Below are 16,084 nucleotides of genomic sequence, written 5' to 3' on the forward strand. Positions count from 1 at the left end.
AAGCTCGGCCGTGACAGTGGTGGGCCCGCCGGGCGGATGGCCCTACCAGGGGTGTCGTCGCCCGGGGCTCGGACAGCCGAAGCGGGCTCAGAGCCTCAGCGGAAGCTCGGCCGTGACAGTGGTGGGCCCGCCGGGCGGATGGCGCCACCAGGGGTGTCATCGCCCGGGGCTCGGACAGCCGAAGCGGGCTCAAGGCCCCAGCCGAAGCTCGGCCGTGACAGCGGTCAGCCCCCAGTGCGGATCGCGCCACCAGGGGTGTCATAGCCCGAGGCTCGGACCGCCCAAGCGTGCTCAGAGCCTCAGCGGAAGTTCGGCCGTGACAGTGGTGGGCCCGCCGGGCGGGCTGTCCACCCGGAGGGTGCCGTCCACGGCGGCCAGCCGCTCGGCGAGTCCGGCCAGCCCGCCGCCCGCCGCTCCGGTGGTCGCGCCGCCCCGGCCGTCGTCCTGCACCCGCAGCGTCAGCTTCCCTCCTCGGGCCCGGAGTTCCACCTCCGCCCGGCTCGCTCCGCTGTGCTTGGCGAGGTTGGTGAGGAGTTCGGCGGCGCAGAAGTAGACGGCCCGCTCGATCGCCGGGTCCGGGCGCTCGGGCAGCTCCACGGTGAGGGCGACCGGGACGGGGGCGGTGCCGGTCAGGGTGGGCAGGGCGGCAGCCAGGCCCTCGTCCAGAGCGACCGGGTGGATGCCCCGGGTGAGGCGGCGCAGGCCGGTGATGGCGGTGTCGGTCTGCCGCCGGGCCCGCTCCAGCAGGACGCGCAGCCGCTCGGCGTCGACCGTCTCCGGAGCGAGGGCGTCCTCGGTCAGGGTGAGGGTGATGGCGATCGCGACCAGCTCGGCCTGGGTGCCGTCGTGCAGGTCCCGCTCCAGCCGACGGAGGTCGCCCGTCGTCCCGGCGAGCAGGGTGGCGCGGGCCCGCTCCAGCTGGCGCACCCGGCGCTGGGAGGCCGCCGGGCCGAGCAACTGCCGTGCCAGGTAGCGGTTCAGCCGGATCACCGCGCGGAACGCGGTCGGCACGGCGGCCAGCACCGCACCCCCGAGCAGCACCCCGGCCGCCGTGAGCCACCAGGACGGCCGCTCCTCCGGCGCCATCAGCAGGGCCACCCCCGGGAAGGCCAGCAGCCAGGCGCAGCCCAGCGGGAGCAGCACCACCGCGAAGGTCAGCAGACCGACCGGAAGCCGTACCCCCAGGTGGAGCAGGCTTCGCCAGCCCACCGGGTCGGTCAGCCGGTCCCGTACCCAGCCGAGCGGTCCGGTGGCGGGCGGAAGCGGCTCGGGTCGGGCGATCTGCTCCCCCAACAGCCGTGCCACCGACCATCGTTGGACTCCGCCGAGCCCGCGCGCACCGTGCAGTCCGGCCGCCAGCAGCGGCAGGCCGAGCACGGTGAGCGAGAGCAGACCGCCCGCGTACAGCACGGCGAGCGCGTAGCCGCCGCCGAGCACCGCCACGGGCAGCCCGGCCACCGCGTAGAGCAGCGGGCCCGCCACCGGATCCACCTTCTGACCCACCGTCGGATCGGCCGCCCGTCCAGGTGCTCGCCCGGCCTCACGGTCGGCGGACCGACGGCCCTTCCGGTCAGCCACGGCGCCCGCCGACCGCTGCCACGGCCGCCCCGGCCCGGTCGCTGGAGACCGCGAGCCCGGTGCCGAGGACACTGGGCACCGTCAGCGCCACCGCCCCGGCCACGATCCACCCGAAGGTCGACCAGTCCACCGCCGGGACCACCGATCCGGTGAGCGATCGGCTGAACGCCCCCGCCGCCGTGACGGCCACCGCCCCACCGAGCAGCACCCCGGCGACGGCGGTCAGCAGCGCCTCGGTGCCGAGCGTGCGGGCGAGTTGACGCCGGGTCGCGCCGACCAGGGTGAGCAGGGCCAGCTCCCGGCGGCGGTCGGCGGTGAGCGCGGCCAGGGTGTTGACGGTGGCGATGGCGGCGAAGCCGGCCAGCATGCCGAACTCGGACTGCCGCAGCCAGGTGTCGGTCTCCGAGGTGACGGAGGCGAGTCCGCTGCCGTCCGGGACTGCGCCGAGCCGCTGTTCAACGGTGGTGGTCATGAGCACCATCGTGCCTGCCAGGCCGGTGAGCAGGGCGATCGGGACCACCGCTGCCGACAGCCGGTGGGCGTGGCCGCGCAGATTGGCGTCGGCGAGCCAGCCCGTCCGACGGGCCGTCAGCCGCAGGGGCAGGCCGGGCAGGGCGATCACGGCCCGGGCAAGCAGCGGCCCGAGCAGGGCGGTGGCCACCAGCAGCACCAGCGCCGCCAGCAGAGCCGCCTGGCCCGCCTTGTCGGGTGTGGTGGTGGCGGCCAGCCGGAGCAGGGCGGCGGCGCCGGCCAGCGCGGCCAGCCCGGCGAGCACCCGCAGCACGCCCGTCCGGGCCCGGGCCTCGCCGCCCTCGGCGAGCGCGGCGGCCGGGGCGATCCGGGAGACCCGCCGCACCGCGAGGGCGGTGGCGGCCACCGCGACCAGCAGTGTCACCGCGAGCGCCACCAGCATCGGCAGCGGTGTCCAGGGCACCACGGCGCCGGGCGGGGCCATCCGCCGCACCGTCAGCTCCCGCAGGAACCACCGTGCACCCACCGCCCCGAGCACCCACCCCGGCGGGGCGGCCACCAGCGCCACCGCCACCACCTGCCACCGCACCAGCCGCCGGGCCTGCCGGGGCGTGGCCGCGATGGTGCGCAGCAGGGCCAGCTCCCGGTACTGCTGACGGACCGTGAAGCCGAGCGCGTTCACCACCGTGAAGAGCGAGACCAGCACGGCGATCTCGCCGAACGCCCCGGCGATCAGCACCAGCCCGGGCCCGGTCGGCGCCTCGCCCGGCGTGGCCGCCTCGGTGGCGATCAGCAGACCGAAGAGCGTGACCGTGGCCACCGCCAGCAGCAGCGCGGCGCCGAGCCCGGCGAAGGAGGCCGGACGCAGGCGCAGCTGTCCGCACGCAAGTCGCAGCACCTCAGCCTCCCAGCCGGCTCAGGCGGTCGGCGACCAGCTGGGCGGTGGGACGCTCCAGCTCGTCCACCACCAGACCGTCGGCCAGCACCACCACCCGGTCCGCGTACCCGGCGGCGACCGGGTCGTGGGTGACCATCACACAGGTCCGCCCGTCCCGGTCGACGCCCTCGCGCAGCAGCCCGAGCACCTCGTGCCCGGTGGCCCGGTCCAGCGCCCCGGTCGGCTCGTCGGCGAACAGCACGTCGGGCCGGGTGAGCAGCGCCCGGGCGATCGCCACCCGCTGCTGCTGCCCGCCGGACAGCTGCCCGGGCCGGTGCCGCTCCCGCCCCTGCAGCCCGACCCGGGCCAGCACCGCCCGCACCGCCCCCGGCTCGGCCCGGCGCCCGGCCAACCGCCCGGGCAGCTCGACGTTCTGGGCCACCGTCATGGCGGGCATCAGGTTGAACGCCTGGAAGACGAAGCCGATCCGCTCCCGCCGCAGCTCCGCCAACCGTCGCTCGGGCAGCCGGGAGACCTCCGCCTCACCCCAGTGCACGGTGCCGCTGCTCGGCCGGTCCATCCCGGCCAGACAGTGCAGCAGCGTGGTCTTCCCCGAGCCGGACGGGCCCATCACGGCGGTGAAGCTGCCCTGACGCAGGGTCAGGCTGACGCCGCGCAGCGCGTGGACGGCGCCGCCGCCGCGCCCGTACGAGCGGTGCAGGTCCCGCGCGGCGGCGGAGATCCGGGGTTCGTTGGTTTCCATGCCCCCATCCTCGGCAGCCGCCCCGCCCCGATCGACCGTGCGAGCACCCGACCCGGGGGTACGGAAAACCGAACCCCCGGCGGCTCGGTCCCTCCCGCCGGGGGCTGGGTGCCCCCGGTGCGTGACCATCGGCCGGAGCCGCTGGCGGAGTCGGTGCCAGGCACAACAGCCTTTCATGGCACGGTCGTTGACATTCGATCGGCCATGGCCTGCAATCGACTCAGTCACATGTCGGCAGGGCTGGGACGGGCCGGAAGGCCGGAGGGTGGGGTCCGGGCGTGGGTGTTGTCGAGGTATGCGGTGTGATCGCCGCTCCCGTCCTGTCGGTCTGGTCGCTGCTGCGGATGGTGGGCACCATGCGGCGGACCGGCACGATCCGGCTGCGGGACAGCGTCGGCGTGGGGATCTGGGGCGGAGTCGCCGTGTACCTCAACCTCCATGGCGGGTCCGGACCGCTGGCGCCGCTCAGCTGGGCGCTGCTGGCGCTGATACCGCTGATCGCGGTGGTCGCCCTCGTGAGGCTGGCCGTGGGGGCGAGGAAGTAGCGGAAGGCGACACCCGAGGCGACGCCGGAGCAGCGGCCCGGCGACCGCCTCCGGCCGCTACACCCCGCCAGGCAGGTGCGCCCGGTCAGGCCGGGAGCGGCTCGCCGTCCGCCTTCGGGTCGTGCTCCGGCTCGGCCCGGTCGGTGAGGTGACGGACCGCCGGGACGGCGAGCAGCAGCAGCGAGGCGGCGACGCCGACCGCGCTCATCACGTACAGCGTCGGCCGCAGGCCGGCCGCGTCGGCGACCGGCCCCGCCACCACCAGACCGAGCGGCATCAGGCCGGAGGAGAGCAGGAAGTCGTAGGAGCTCACCCGGGAGAGGGCGTGCTCGGGGATGTGGACCTGGAGGCTGGTCTCCCAGAGCACGAAGAACACCGAGACCCCGACCCCGGTGACGGCCTCCAGCGCGGCGACCACCAGCACGTTCGGCGCCCCGCCGATGATCACCGCCTGGCAGGAGGCCACCGCGAGCGCCACCGCGCCGAACGCCAACGGCCTTGCCGGGCGCAGCCGGTAGGCCCACAGGTCTCCCACGACCGCGCCGACGCCGAAGGCGGCGGTGACGATCGCCCAGCCCTTCGCACCGTCCCACTCCCGCTCGGCGAGCACCGGGCCCAGCACGAAGATCGAGGGCAGCACCACCACGTGGTAGACGCCCATCGCGGCCATCCCGGACCAGACCCAACTCCGGCTCCGCACCTGGCTCCAGCCCTCCCGCAGCTGGGCCAGGAAGCTGCCGTCCGCACCCTGCTCGGCCGCCGCCCCGGCCCGCGGGTGCAGCCGGGCCAGGAAGGCGGCGCTGAGCGCGAAGCTCACCGCGTCCACCGCCAGCGCACCGCCGGGCCCGGCCAGCGCGACCAGGCCGCCCGCCAGCGCGGGGCCGACCACCAGGGCGGCCGACTGCACCACGCCGCGCAGCGCGTTGGCCTCGCGCAGCCGCTCGGTGGACACCAGCAGCGGCAGCAGCCCGGTGGCCGCCGGTGCGAAGAACGCGTCGGCGGTGCCGAAGAGCATCATCAGCCCTACCAGGTACGGCACTTGGGCGTGGCCGGTGAGCAGCAGCACCGCCACCGCCCCCTGCACGACGCACCGCACCAGGTCGGAGAGCAGCATGATCCGGTGCCGGGGGAAGCGGTCCGCCCACACCCCGCCCGCCAGGGTGAAGAGCAGCATCGGCACCAGCCCGGCCGCCGCGACCAGGCCGACGTCGGCCATCGAGCCGCCGATCGCCAGCACCGCGAACGGCAGCGCCACCATGGCGATCCGGTCGCCGAGGACGGAGAGCGTGTGCCCGGCGAACAGCCGGGCGAACTGCGGCTCCTCGCGGAGCACGGGCGGCAGGAGCTGTTTCACGGCGGGACCAATCGGGGGTGGGGTGGCCGCCCCCGCCGGTGGGCACGGGCAGCCCGATGCTAGGGAGCACCGGGGCCCGCTGTCTTGCGAGTTTTCCGCGTGGGACGCGCCCGGGCGGGTATCCCGACTCCAGTCGTCCTCGCAGGAGGTGCCCGGTGTCCGGTACTGCCGCCATCGAGATCGAGGGGCTGGGCAAGCGCTACGGGCGGACGGTCGGCGTCGAGGGGGTGGGCCTCAGCGTCGCGGCGGGCGAGGTGTTCGGCCTGCTCGGGCCGAACGGGGCCGGGAAGACCACCGTGCTGCGCTGCCTGGCCGGTCTGCTCCGGCCGACTGCGGGCCGGGTCCGGGCGCTCGGCCTGGACCCGATCGCGGACCACCGTGCGCTGGCCCCCCGACTCGGCTACCTGCCGGGCGAGTTGCGCCTCTACCCGGAGCTGACCGGCCGTCGGACGCTGGACCTGCTGGCCGACCTCCAGGGCACCCCGACCCCGCGCCGGGCCGAGCTGTGCGAGCGGCTCGGCCTGACGGCGGCGGTGCTCGGGCGGCCGGTGCGGGAGTACTCGCGCGGCATGAAGCAGAAGCTGGGCCTGGTCCAGGCCCTCCAGCACGAACCGGAGTTGGTGGTGCTGGACGAACCGACCGAGGGGCTGGATCCGCTGGTGCAGGAGAGCTTCTTCGAACTGCTCGCCGAGGCCCGGGCCGCCGGGCGGACGGTGCTGCTCTCCAGCCATGTGCTCCCCGAGGTGCAGCGGGCCTGCGAGCGGGTGGCGATCGTCCGGGCCGGGCGGCTGGTGACGGTGCGCGCCGTCACCGAACTGCGCGAGGCCCGGGCCCGGCGAGTGCGGCTGGTGTTCGGCGACGGCCGGGGGCCGCGCCCGCTCGGCCGGGCGGACCGGTGGTCGCCGCGCTGGTCCGGGACGGGTGACCGGGTGGAGCTGCTGGTGCCGCCGTCCGAGGTGCTGGCGGCGCTGCGCGGTCTGCTGGCGCTGCCGGTCACCGATCTGACGGTGGAGGAGGCGGGCCTGGACGAGGCGTTCCTCGACCTCTACCGCGAGGCGCCCGGCGATCCCTCGGCCACGGCGGCTCCGGACGCCGGGGTCGGTCCCGTGTCCGGTCACGTGCCGGGCCCCGGCCCCGCGTCCGGCAGCACCGAGGAGGAGTCATGATCCGGCGGTTCCCGCTGTTCCGGCTGTCCCTGCTCCGGCGGCGCCGGATGCTGCTCGCACTGCTGGTCGGCATGGTGGTCTTCGAGGCGCTGATCGTGGTGGTGGCCGGAACCCTCTCCCCCGCCCAGCTGTTCGCCGGGGGCGGGGGCAGAGCACCGGCCGGGGCGTTCCAGGCGTTCAGCGGCTCGTCCGGCCGGGTGTCGATCGCCAGCTACCCGGGGCTGCTCGGCGCGGGGCTGGTCCACCCGTTCTGGATCGCCATCCAGCTGACCGCCGTCGGTTCGCTGGGCGCGGCGGCGGTGGCCGCCGATGCGGAGGCAGGCACCCTCGAACTCCTGATGGTCCGTCCGGTCTCCCGGGCCCGCCTGCTGGGCGAGCGGACCGCCGCCCTACTCGCCGTCGCCCTGCTGCTCAACCTGGCAGCCACCCTCACCGTCGCCGCCGGGGTCGCGCTCACCCCGGCCGTGCACGCGGACGTGCCGCTGACCGGGGTCTGGGTGGCCGGCCTGCTCGGCTTCGGCTTCTCGCTCTGCATGACCGGCCCGGCCCTGGCCGTCTCCGCGCTCGCCCGGGGCCGGGCCCAGGTGCTCGGTGCGGTGATCGCCTTCGGCGCCGTCGGCTTCGCGCTCAACTTCCTGGCCCTGGCCTGGCGTCCGGCCGCGCCGCTGCGCCACCTCAGCCCGTTCCACTACTACGCGCCCGGCGACGCCCTGGCCACCGCCACCGTCCCCTGGGGCGCGCTGGGCCTGCTGACCCTGGTCGGCGCGGCGGGCATCGCGGTGGCCTTCGCCGCCTTCACCCGCCGGGACCTCACCGGCTGAGTCGCCATCACCTCCCGGCCGTCCCTCCCCGTCGGACCGCACGGCGCCCGACCGCGCGGCGCCGGACCCCACGGCCGTCCCGCACGGTGCCATCCCGCACGACGCCGGACCGCACGGTGCCGGACCGCTGGATAGCCTGGCGGGCGTGATCACCGGAGACAGCCCCACCCCCGAGAGCATCCTCACCCGCCTGCACGCGCTCGCCACCCGGGTCCCGTACGAGCTGCGCGTCCTCCCGGGCGGCCGGCTCGCCGGCCCCGTCCCGGCCGAGGTCGCCGAACTGCTCGCCGCCGTCGGCGGGTTCACCTTCCCGCCGCTGGAGTTCGACCTGCTGGCCCACCCCCGCCAGGGATCCGACCACGGGCTGCCGGAGCCGCGCCGGGTGGTCACCGACGACGGTGGCGGCGGGCTGACCTGGGTGGACATCGCGCCCGGCGACGGGCGGTGGGGCCAGGTGCTGATGCAGTACCGGGAGGGCGGCCTGTACGTGCAGGCCGACTCGCTCGCCCACTGGCTGGACCGGCTGCTCACCACCGCCGAGGAGATCGCCGACGAGTACGGCCCGGACGAGGACCCGTCGGCGTACGCGGACGACTTCTGGGACGGCCTGCACCCCGTCGGCCCCGAGCTGCCGCTGCTCCCCGCTCCCGCTCTCCGCGCCCCGGACACCGACCCCGTGCTCGCCGAACTGGCCTGCCGGGTCCCGGACTCCGCCCTGATCGCCGACCTCCGCTCCGCCGCGCCCGGCAGCCGGGCCCGCTTCGACCGCCACCTGCCCTGGTACCGGCTGGTCCGCGCCACCGAGGCCCCGGTCTTCGCCGCCGTCCCGCGCGAGGAGGGCTGACCACTCGCCAGAGATACAGAGAACTCTCTGCAAAGAACCCTATGCAGAGACTCCTCTGCACGATACGGTTCCTGTCATGACCCAGGAGCCGACGCCCCGTCAGATCGACCCGAGGAGCCTGCGGGCCCTCGCGCACCCGCTCCGGATGCGCATCCTCGACCACCTCCGCACCCACGGCCCCGCCACCTCCGCCCGGCTCAGCGAACCGCTCGGCGAATCCACCGGCACCATCAGCTGGCACCTGCGCCACCTCGCCGAGCACGGCTTCATCGAGGAGGAGGCGGGGCGCGGCACCAAGCGCGAACGGTGGTGGCGGGCCCGGGCCGAGGGGAACGTCCTGCACACCACCGAGCTGCGGGCCGACCCGCAGACCAGCACCGCCCTGGACGTCTACCTGGCCGAGCTGCTCCGCACCCAGTACCAGCGGGTCGCCGACTCGCTCGCCGCCGAGTGGCCCGAGGAGTGGCGCGGGGCCGGCCGCATCTCGGACTGGACCAAGCTGCGCCTGACACCCGGCCAACTCCACGCACTGCTGGAGGACTTGGCCGCCGTCGTGGAGCGCCACACCCCGCCGGCGGACGCCGTCCCCGACCCGGCCGCCCGGCCCGTGCTGCTGCAACTCCAGGCCCTCCCCCGGACGGAGACCCCGTGACCACCACCTGCCCGCCCCCGGCCGACACCGCCCCGGCCACCCCGGCCACCCCGGGCGGCCTGCTCCGCCGCCACCGTGACTTCCGGCTGCTGTGGACCGGCGAGACCGCCAACAAGTTCGGCTCGGCCGTCACCGGCCTGGCGCTGCCGCTGATCGCGGTGACCCAGCTGCAAGCCTCCGGGCTCCAGGTGGGCCTGCTCGGTGCGGCCGGTTGGCTGCCCTGGCTGCTGATCGGCTTACCGGTCGGCGTCTGGGTGGACCGGCTGCCCAGCCGGCCGATCATGCTGGCCTCCTCCGCCACCTCGCTGCTGCTCTTCGCCACCGTCCCGCTCGCCGCCCACCTCGGGGTGCTCACCCTGGCCCACCTGCTGCTGGTCGCGCTGGCCACCGGCGTGGCCGGGGTGTTCTTCCAGACCGCCTACACCGCCTACCTGCCCCGCCTGCTCGCCCCCGCCGACCAGGCCGAGGGGAACGCCAAGCTGCACGGCAGCGCCTCCGCCGCCGGCATCGCCGGTCTCGGCGCGGGCGGCCTGATCGCCCAACTCACCGGCCCGGTCAGCTCCCTGCTCGCCAACAGCGTGACCTTCGTGCTCTCGCTCTGGTGCACCCGGCGGATCCGGCACCGCGAGCCGGCCCGCGCCGAGGCGCCCCGCCGCGAGCTGCGCCGGGAGATCGGCGAGGGGCTGCGGCTGCTGGCCCGCGACGTCTGGTTCCGCACCTTCGTGCTCTTCGGCGCCACCTCGAACGTCATGCTCACCGGCTACCAGTCCCTGCTGGTGCTCTTCCTGGTCCGCGAACTCGGCCTGGCCGAAGGCACCGTGGGCCTGCTGGTCGCCCTCGCTTCCACCGGCGGCATCGTCGGCGCGGCCATCGCCCGCCCGGTGGCCGCCCGCCTCGGCACCGCCCGGGGCATGCTGGTGCTCGAACTGGCCCTGCCCGCCCTGGCGTTGCTGATCCCGCTGACCGCTCCCGGCCCCCGGCTCGCCCTGCTGGTCCTCGGCGGCTTCGGCGTCTCGGCCGGCATCGTCGCCGGGAACGTCATCAAGTCGACCTTCCAGCAGGCCTACTGCCCGACCGCCCTGCTCGGGCGGCTCTCCGCCAGCAGCTCCGTCCTCAACTTCGGCGCCATCCCGGTCGGCGCCCTGCTCGGCGGACTGCTCGGCGACCAGCTCGGCCTGCGCCCGGCCCTCTGGCTGATGACCGCCGGCATCCCGCTCGCCGCCCTGATCCTGCTCGCCTCCCCGCTCCGCACCCGCCGCGACCTCCCCACCGAGCCGGCCGCAGGCATCTGACGGCTCGCCCCCACGGCCCCGGCCGTCCCCGCCCCGGGGCTCTCCCACCGGCGGGCGGATCGCGGAGCCCTCACCATGCCCCGCGTCCCGCCCGCCGCCCTGCGGGTCACCGGCCCTCGACGATCCCGTCGCCCTCCACCCCACGTCGTCCGACACCGGGCCCGCCGGGCACCGGGCGGCCACACCCGGGCAGCCGCGCCCGGACGGCCGCAGGCCCCCGGTCGGTGGGGCGACCGGGGGCCTGCGGTGGGGTGACGAGGTGTCAGGCACGCCAGGGGGCGGTGGGGAACTGGCCGCTGCACGGCCAGACGCAGGAGACGTCGCCCGGCATGTAGAGGCCGCGGTCGTCCTCGTAGTTGTCGCCGCCGGAGAAGTAGACCTCCGGGACCCAGCCCCACTTGCCGTTGTCGGCGAGGGTGCTGGCCCACCAGTTGTTGACGCCGCCCGCCAGGCTGACGGTGGCGCCCTGCTTCTCGAAGACGAACCAGTTCGAGGACCCGCCGTAGACCAGGTAGCCGACGATGCCGCTGTTCAGGTCACGGGTGGCGTACACCGGGACGTTGCCGCGCCAGAGCGGGCAGTAGGTCACGGTCTCGGTGGAGGTGTGGCCGTTGTACGGGTTGGTGAGGCTGCGCTGCGTCGGGCTGTGGCAGGGGCTGCCGTCGTAGGCGGCGGCGCCGGGCGCGGAGACCAGGACGGCGGCGAAGGCGGCCAGGCCGGTGACGGCGGCGGTCAGGCTCTTGCGGATGCGGGACGTGGACACGGGTGTGGTTCCCCCTCGGTCGTGGCTGATCGTCGCCGGACCGGACGGGCCCGGCGACGGGCACCAGACAACCGCATGCCGGGCCGTGTTTCCGCCGGTCAGCGGCCCGTCGGACAATTGACGGACAATCACCGGACAATCCCGGGAGGCCCGGATCCGGTCAGTGTGCGAACGGCGCGCACGCCCTCGGGTAGGAGCTCGCGGTGGCCGCGTACGGCAGGCAGGCGCCCTCCTCGGGCGCGTACGCCAGCAGGTGCCCCCGGACCACCTCGGTGTAGGCGCGCAGCCGCTCCGGCACTCCGTTCTCCTTCTGCACCACCCAGCTCGCGGTCCGGTAGGCAGCCGCCAGGTTCATCACCGGGTCGCCGGCCACGCCCTCCAGTTGCGGGGCGAGGGTGCAGAGCATCCGGCCGAGCGCCAGGATCGAGGTCCGCTCGTCGAAGGGCGGCTCCGGCATCCGGCGCTGCTCGTCGACGGGCAGGTAGTACCGGAGCACCCGGGGCGTCCAGCGGGCGATGCCGTACTCGTCCCGCGCCGGATCGTGCAGGTGGGGGTCGAAGCCGCTCTCGGTCTTGAGGATCGCGGCCACCAGGGCCGGTGAGACCTGCGGCGCCGCGCAGAGCGTGCCGGCCCGGACGATCAGCTCGCGGTAGTGCTCGGGCACGTCGGTGCCGAGCCGCAGCCAGCGGCGCTGGTCGTCGGTCTCGGCGTCCGGCGACTGCGAGGCGGCGCAGGTGAGCAGCAGCACGGCGGCCGCCCCCAGCGCGCCGAGCCGGCGCAGCAGGGTGGACGCTCGCCGCCGGGGTCCCTGCTCCGCCGGGGCCGAGGGGCCGACAGCCGCGGCCGGCGGAATGGCAGCTGACTTCCCGTCGGGTCCGGTCACCGCCTCAGGCAGCTCGGGCACCTCGGGCAGCTCCGCCGCCTCCGCCGTCGCCAGGGCGAGGCGGCGGCGCTCCCACTCCTCGACGTCACCGCCGCAGGCGTCCACGTACGCCGCCAGCACCGCCCGGCTCGGTGCCTTGTGGCCGGCCGCAGCCGCCGCCAGGGTGGAGGCGGCGTAGTGGGTGAGCCGGGCCAGTTCCTGGTAGGAGGGCGAACCGGCGGTGCGGCGCAGCTCCCTCAGGTCGAGGGCGAAGCGGGCGAGCGGGCCCTGCCCCGGATCCAGCGGGGCCTCTCGGCGTCCCATGCGTACGTCCCCCTCGAACGATCAAGGCTGTGCTGAAGGTGCCCGATTGTCCGATGGACGTCAACGAATTGTCCATTTGACGAGCAGTCATCCCGGCCCGCTGCGCTGCGCCCGTCGGGCGGGCGCGCCGGGCGGTGGGCGTGCCGGTGCCGGGCCCGGTGCGGTGGGTCCGCCTACCGTGGACGGACGTTCGTCCACCGTCCTGGTGACGTCCCGTCGTGTGAGGAGTTGGTCCGGTGGTCCGGAAGCTGGCTGCGTCGGCAGCCGTCTGCTGTGCGTGGGCGATGGTGGTGCTCCCGGCGGGGCCGAGCGCGGCGGCGGCCGGGCCGCTCGCGGTGACAGCCGGACCGCTCGGGGTGACGGCGCAGGACCCCGAGCCCGAACCGGCCGGCGGGCTGGCGACCGTCCGCACGCTGGTGGCCAACACGGGCTCGGCCCGCAGCGGCGCCTTCACCCTGGTGGTCACCCTCCCCCAGGGCACCACCCCCGAGGAGCCGTTCTTCCCCGAGCGGTGCACGGTCTCCGGCCAGACGGTGACCTGCCACTACCCCAAGGGCCTGCCCGCCCGGAACACCGCGACCGCACTCGTGCCGGCCCGGATCGCCGCCGACGCCACCGGGGTGCTCGACGACGGCACGGTGACGGTGAGCGAGGACGCCCACCCCGAGGCGGCCGACACCGGGACCTTCGCGATCGCGGTGGCCGACGCGGTGCTGACCGACTGACCCGATCGCTCCGGCTCCGGGTCGGCTCACCCGGAGCAGGCCTCGTGCCGACCCGGACCCGGAGGGTGGACCGGTGGACCGGTGGTCCTGACGGCCGGTCAGGCGGCTGCCGCCCGTCGTCCCCGGCACGGCGACCGGGGCTCGGCGCGGGGGCCCTTGCTGGTTCAGCTCCGGGAGTGGCGGCCTCGTAGGCGGCCCTTCGCCCTCGCGCGCCGCACCAGGTACGGGCCGAGAACCATCAACAGCAGATTCAGGACCCCGAGCACGAAGAGAATCCCGCAGACCAGCCGCTGCGCCCCCGTCTGCGGCCACCAGGCCAGGGCGCCCATCACCGCGGTCACCACGGACTGACCGGCCACCGATTCGATCCAGCGACGCACGACCTGCGATCCGATCATGTTCTCCCCCCACCCGATGACCGTAGGCACCGTATGCACCGACACGGACGCTACTCCTGACGGCCCCGACCCACCGTGGCAGGTCCCGGCCGGGCGGCCCGGCCCGAGGTCCGGTGGTCCGGGTGGAGGGGATCGGACCGGCCGCGAGGGGGCGCCGGCCCCGAGCGGCAGCGCGGCCCCCGGGCCGACCGACCGCCTCGACCGCCGCCGTCCCCCGCCCTCAGCGGTAGACCCGGACGTAGTCCGAGGCGAAGCTGACCGTGGTCCCCGCCTTCGGGGAGGGGTGGTACTCCCCGGAGCAGAGCGAGAGGTTGAGGATGAGGTAGGCGGACCAGTGCGGGCCGACCCCCGCCCGGTCCTCGAAGACCTTGACGTCGTTGACGTACCAGTCCACCGACCGGGCGCCGTAGTGGGTGCCGATGGTCACCCACTCGCCGGGCTTCACGACGGTGTCGTCGTGCCAGAACTTCTGAGCCGGGTTGACGTGGTTGGTCAGCTCCAGCAGCGAGGGGTTGTCCGGGTGGTACTCGAAGGAGTCGATCTCGTTGCCGCCCTGGTGCCAGGTCCAGAGCGCGGGCCAGGCACCCAGCTCCTTCGGCATCCGGACCCGGGTCTCGGCGTAGTCGCCGGTCCGCACCATGAACCGCTCCGCCGTGTGCTCGGTGGTGATCAGGCCGGTGTCCCACGCCGTCCGCCCGTTGGGGAGGGTGAAGTCGCTCCGCCGGGCGCTGAAGACCGCCGCGCCGTCCGCCACGGTGACCTTGCCGGGGTCGATCCGGTCGAGCTTGTCGTCGTCCGGGTTGTAGGTGCCGTAGCGGTAGGCGCTACTGGTCGCCTTGTTCCACTTGAGGGCGGAGATCGGCCGGTCGAACTCCTCCCGCCAGACGAGCTGCTTCCCCGCGACCGGGGCCGTCGGGTCCTCGGTGGAGGCGGGCGAGACGGTGAAGGGCTGCTCCGGCAGGTTGTGCCAGCCGCCGGCCTGGTCCTGGTAGAAGCCGAACATCCGGTACGTCCCGGCGGGGAACGACCGCGCCCCGGTCTTCACCGTCACGTCCTGGGTGCAGACCTGGCGGTTCGTCGGGGCGCCGGGGAAGTCCAGGTTGTTGCCCGCCGCGTCTCGGACACCGACCCCCAGCACCGCCGCCGTGAAGCACTTCGACGCGTGCAGGGTCAGCTGCCCGGTGACGGGGCTGCCGGCGGTGGCGTTGTCCGGGGCCACTCGGTCGGCCGTCACCACCAGCGGGGCCTCGGCGACGGTGAAGGGCTGCTCCGGCAGGTTGTGCCAGCCGCCGGCCTGGTCCTGGTAGAAGCCGAACATCCGGTAGGTGCCCGCTGCGAACGACCGCGCCCCGGTCTTCACCGTCAGCCCCTTCGGGCAGACCTGCTGGTTCGTCAGACCGCCGGGGAAGTCCAGGTTGTTGCCCGCCGCGTCCCGGACACCGACCCCCAGCACCGCCGCCGTGAAGCACTTCGACGCGTGCAGGGTCAGCTGCCCGACCACCGGAGTGCCCGGCTCGGCCGACTTCGGGGTCAGTTTGTCGGCCGTCACCACCAACGGGGGCTCGGCGACGGTGAGGGTCTGCTCCGGCAGGTTGTGCCAGGTGCCGCCGAGTTCCTGGTAGAAGCCGAACATCCGGTACGTCCCGGCGGGGAACGACCGCGTCCCGGTGGTCAGCGTCACCCCCCTCGGGCAGACCTGCTGGTTCGTCAGAGCGCCAGGGAAGTCCAGGTTGCTGCCGGCCGCGTCCCGGATGCCGACCCCCAGCACCGCCACGGTGAAGCAGGTGGCGGACTCGACCTCCAGGCGGGCCGCGACCGGGGTGTCCGGGAGGGCGCTGGTGGGAGTCAGCGACCGCTGCGTCACCCGGGGCGCGGGAGCCGCCACCGCCGCGGCCGGGATGGCGGTCAGGAGCAGCGCGGCGATGAGCGCACCGGTTCTGACGGCGCGTGGGAACGGGGCGCGCGGGAGCGGACTGAGCACGGGTATCTCCGATGCCACGGGTACACGAGGCGGACTCCCGGCCAGGGCCCGGACCGAGCAGGACGATTCGAACGCTAGTGGCGGCCCCGGGGCGTCACAACCGTACGGCTCCATCCGGTGACCGGTCCTGACCCACCGTGTGCCCCGGCACCGCGGGCGACCTGACCGGTGGTCGGACCGGCCTGCCCGAGATGCCTACAATCGGTGGATGATCTTCATTGTGGTGAAATTCCCCGTCAAGCCCGAGTACGTCGACGTCTGGCCGGAGAAGGTCGCGGACTTCACCCGCGCCACCCGCGCGGAGGAGGGCAACCTCTGGTTCGAGTGGTCCCGCAGCCTGGAGGAGCCGGACACCTACGTCCTGGTCGAGGCGTTCGCCGACGGCGCTGCCGAGGCGCACGTCACCTCCGCCCACTTCGCGGCCGGCCTGGAGACCATGCGCCCGCTGGTCACCCGAACTCCCGAGATCGTCAGCACCACCATCGAGGGTGCCACCGGCTGGAGCCGGATGGGCGAGCTCCAGGTCGACTGACCGCCCCGGCACCACCCTGGCGGGGCGCCCCCCCCCCCCCCGGGGCGGGGGCCCCCCCCCCCGGCGCGGCGCGGGGGGGGGGGGGGCCCCCCCGGCCCCCGCCCCCCCCCGCGCCCCCCGGCGCGTAACGGGCGCG

At 75.0% G+C, this 16,084-nt stretch carries 16 protein-coding genes; 8 read left to right on the forward strand and 8 right to left on the reverse strand.

Annotated elements, in window-relative coordinates:
* Positions 1–291: 291 nt before the first annotated feature.
* The 3 genes from ACIRBX_RS27025 to ACIRBX_RS27035 all read right to left on the reverse strand — a co-directional run bounded on the left by ACIRBX_RS27025 (position 292) and on the right by ACIRBX_RS27035 (position 3,689).
* The gene (locus ACIRBX_RS27025) at positions 292–1,503 is read right to left on the reverse strand and encodes a sensor histidine kinase (RefSeq protein WP_402300315.1); all 1,212 of its coding nucleotides are present in this window, start codon (positions 1,501–1,503) and stop codon (positions 292–294) included.
* Between the two features lie 67 nt (positions 1,504–1,570).
* A complete protein-coding gene (locus ACIRBX_RS27030) occupies positions 1,571–2,947 on the reverse strand; it encodes an FtsX-like permease family protein (protein ID WP_402300317.1) in 1,377 nt (458 codons plus the stop codon).
* Between the two features lies 1 nt (position 2,948).
* Positions 2,949–3,689 carry an ABC transporter ATP-binding protein gene (locus ACIRBX_RS27035; RefSeq protein WP_402300318.1) on the reverse strand — a complete coding sequence of 247 codons (741 nt, stop codon included), beginning with the start codon at positions 3,687–3,689 and terminating at the stop codon, positions 2,949–2,951.
* Between the two features lie 302 nt (positions 3,690–3,991).
* Between ACIRBX_RS27035 and ACIRBX_RS27040 the strand changes: the two genes are divergently transcribed.
* On the forward strand, positions 3,992–4,234 hold the full coding sequence (locus ACIRBX_RS27040; protein WP_402300320.1) for a hypothetical protein: 243 nt from the start codon (positions 3,992–3,994) through the stop codon (positions 4,232–4,234).
* Positions 4,235–4,319: 85 nt separating this feature from the next.
* On the opposite strand, the gene ACIRBX_RS27045 is transcribed toward ACIRBX_RS27040, so the two are convergent.
* Positions 4,320–5,588 carry an MFS transporter gene (locus ACIRBX_RS27045; RefSeq protein WP_402300323.1) on the reverse strand — a complete coding sequence of 423 codons (1,269 nt, stop codon included), beginning with the start codon at positions 5,586–5,588 and terminating at the stop codon, positions 4,320–4,322.
* 155 nt (positions 5,589–5,743) lie between these two features.
* Here ACIRBX_RS27045 and ACIRBX_RS27050 point away from each other — a divergent pair, with 155 nt between their 5' ends.
* The 5 genes from ACIRBX_RS27050 (at position 5,744) to ACIRBX_RS27070 (ending at position 10,363) form a co-directional block, all read left to right on the forward strand.
* Entirely contained in the window at positions 5,744–6,754 is a 1,011-nt protein-coding gene (locus ACIRBX_RS27050) for an ABC transporter ATP-binding protein (protein ID WP_402300324.1), read from the forward strand.
* On the forward strand, positions 6,751–7,575 hold the full coding sequence (locus tag ACIRBX_RS27055; RefSeq protein ID WP_402300328.1) for an ABC transporter permease subunit: 825 nt from the start codon (positions 6,751–6,753) through the stop codon (positions 7,573–7,575). The genes ACIRBX_RS27050 and ACIRBX_RS27055 overlap by 4 nt, the downstream gene beginning before the upstream one ends.
* A 145-nt stretch (positions 7,576–7,720) precedes the next feature.
* The gene (locus tag ACIRBX_RS27060; RefSeq protein ID WP_402300329.1) at positions 7,721–8,419 is read left to right on the forward strand and encodes a hypothetical protein; all 699 of its coding nucleotides are present in this window, start codon (positions 7,721–7,723) and stop codon (positions 8,417–8,419) included.
* 76 nt (positions 8,420–8,495) lie between these two features.
* Positions 8,496–9,071, forward strand: a complete 576-nt coding sequence (locus tag ACIRBX_RS27065; protein WP_402300331.1) for a helix-turn-helix domain-containing protein — start codon at positions 8,496–8,498, stop codon at positions 9,069–9,071.
* Entirely contained in the window at positions 9,068–10,363 is a 1,296-nt protein-coding gene (locus ACIRBX_RS27070; RefSeq protein ID WP_402300333.1) for an MFS transporter, read from the forward strand. The genes ACIRBX_RS27065 and ACIRBX_RS27070 overlap by 4 nt, the downstream gene beginning before the upstream one ends.
* A 262-nt stretch (positions 10,364–10,625) precedes the next feature.
* On the opposite strand, the gene ACIRBX_RS27075 is transcribed toward ACIRBX_RS27070, so the two are convergent.
* Both ACIRBX_RS27075 and ACIRBX_RS27080 read right to left on the reverse strand, forming a co-directional pair.
* Entirely contained in the window at positions 10,626–11,126 is a 501-nt protein-coding gene (locus ACIRBX_RS27075) for a hypothetical protein (RefSeq protein WP_402300334.1), read from the reverse strand.
* Between the two features lie 160 nt (positions 11,127–11,286).
* Positions 11,287–12,312: a helix-turn-helix domain-containing protein gene (locus tag ACIRBX_RS27080; RefSeq protein WP_402300336.1), complete on the reverse strand. Its 1,026-nt coding sequence runs from the start codon at positions 12,310–12,312 to the stop codon at positions 11,287–11,289.
* A 236-nt stretch (positions 12,313–12,548) separates the two neighbouring features.
* Between ACIRBX_RS27080 and ACIRBX_RS27085 the strand changes: the two genes are divergently transcribed.
* The gene (locus ACIRBX_RS27085; RefSeq protein ID WP_402300337.1) at positions 12,549–13,037 is read left to right on the forward strand and encodes a hypothetical protein; all 489 of its coding nucleotides are present in this window, start codon (positions 12,549–12,551) and stop codon (positions 13,035–13,037) included.
* 164 nt (positions 13,038–13,201) lie between these two features.
* On the opposite strand, the gene ACIRBX_RS27090 is transcribed toward ACIRBX_RS27085, so the two are convergent.
* Positions 13,202–13,480, reverse strand: coding sequence for a hypothetical protein (locus ACIRBX_RS27090; protein ID WP_402300339.1), 279 nt, complete (start codon positions 13,478–13,480; stop codon positions 13,202–13,204).
* Between the two features lie 175 nt (positions 13,481–13,655).
* On the reverse strand, positions 13,656–15,416 hold the full coding sequence (locus ACIRBX_RS27095; protein WP_402300342.1) for a hypothetical protein: 1,761 nt from the start codon (positions 15,414–15,416) through the stop codon (positions 13,656–13,658).
* Between the two features lie 208 nt (positions 15,417–15,624).
* Between ACIRBX_RS27095 and ACIRBX_RS27100 the strand changes: the two genes are divergently transcribed.
* Complete coding sequence (locus ACIRBX_RS27100; RefSeq protein ID WP_402300345.1) at positions 15,625–15,948, forward strand: putative quinol monooxygenase; 324 nt, start codon at positions 15,625–15,627, stop codon at positions 15,946–15,948.
* Positions 15,949–16,084: the final 136 nt, after the last annotated feature.

Origin of the sequence: Kitasatospora sp. NPDC096147 (genome assembly GCF_044763225.1) — a bacterium.
GTDB lineage: Bacteria > Actinomycetota > Actinomycetes > Streptomycetales > Streptomycetaceae > Kitasatospora.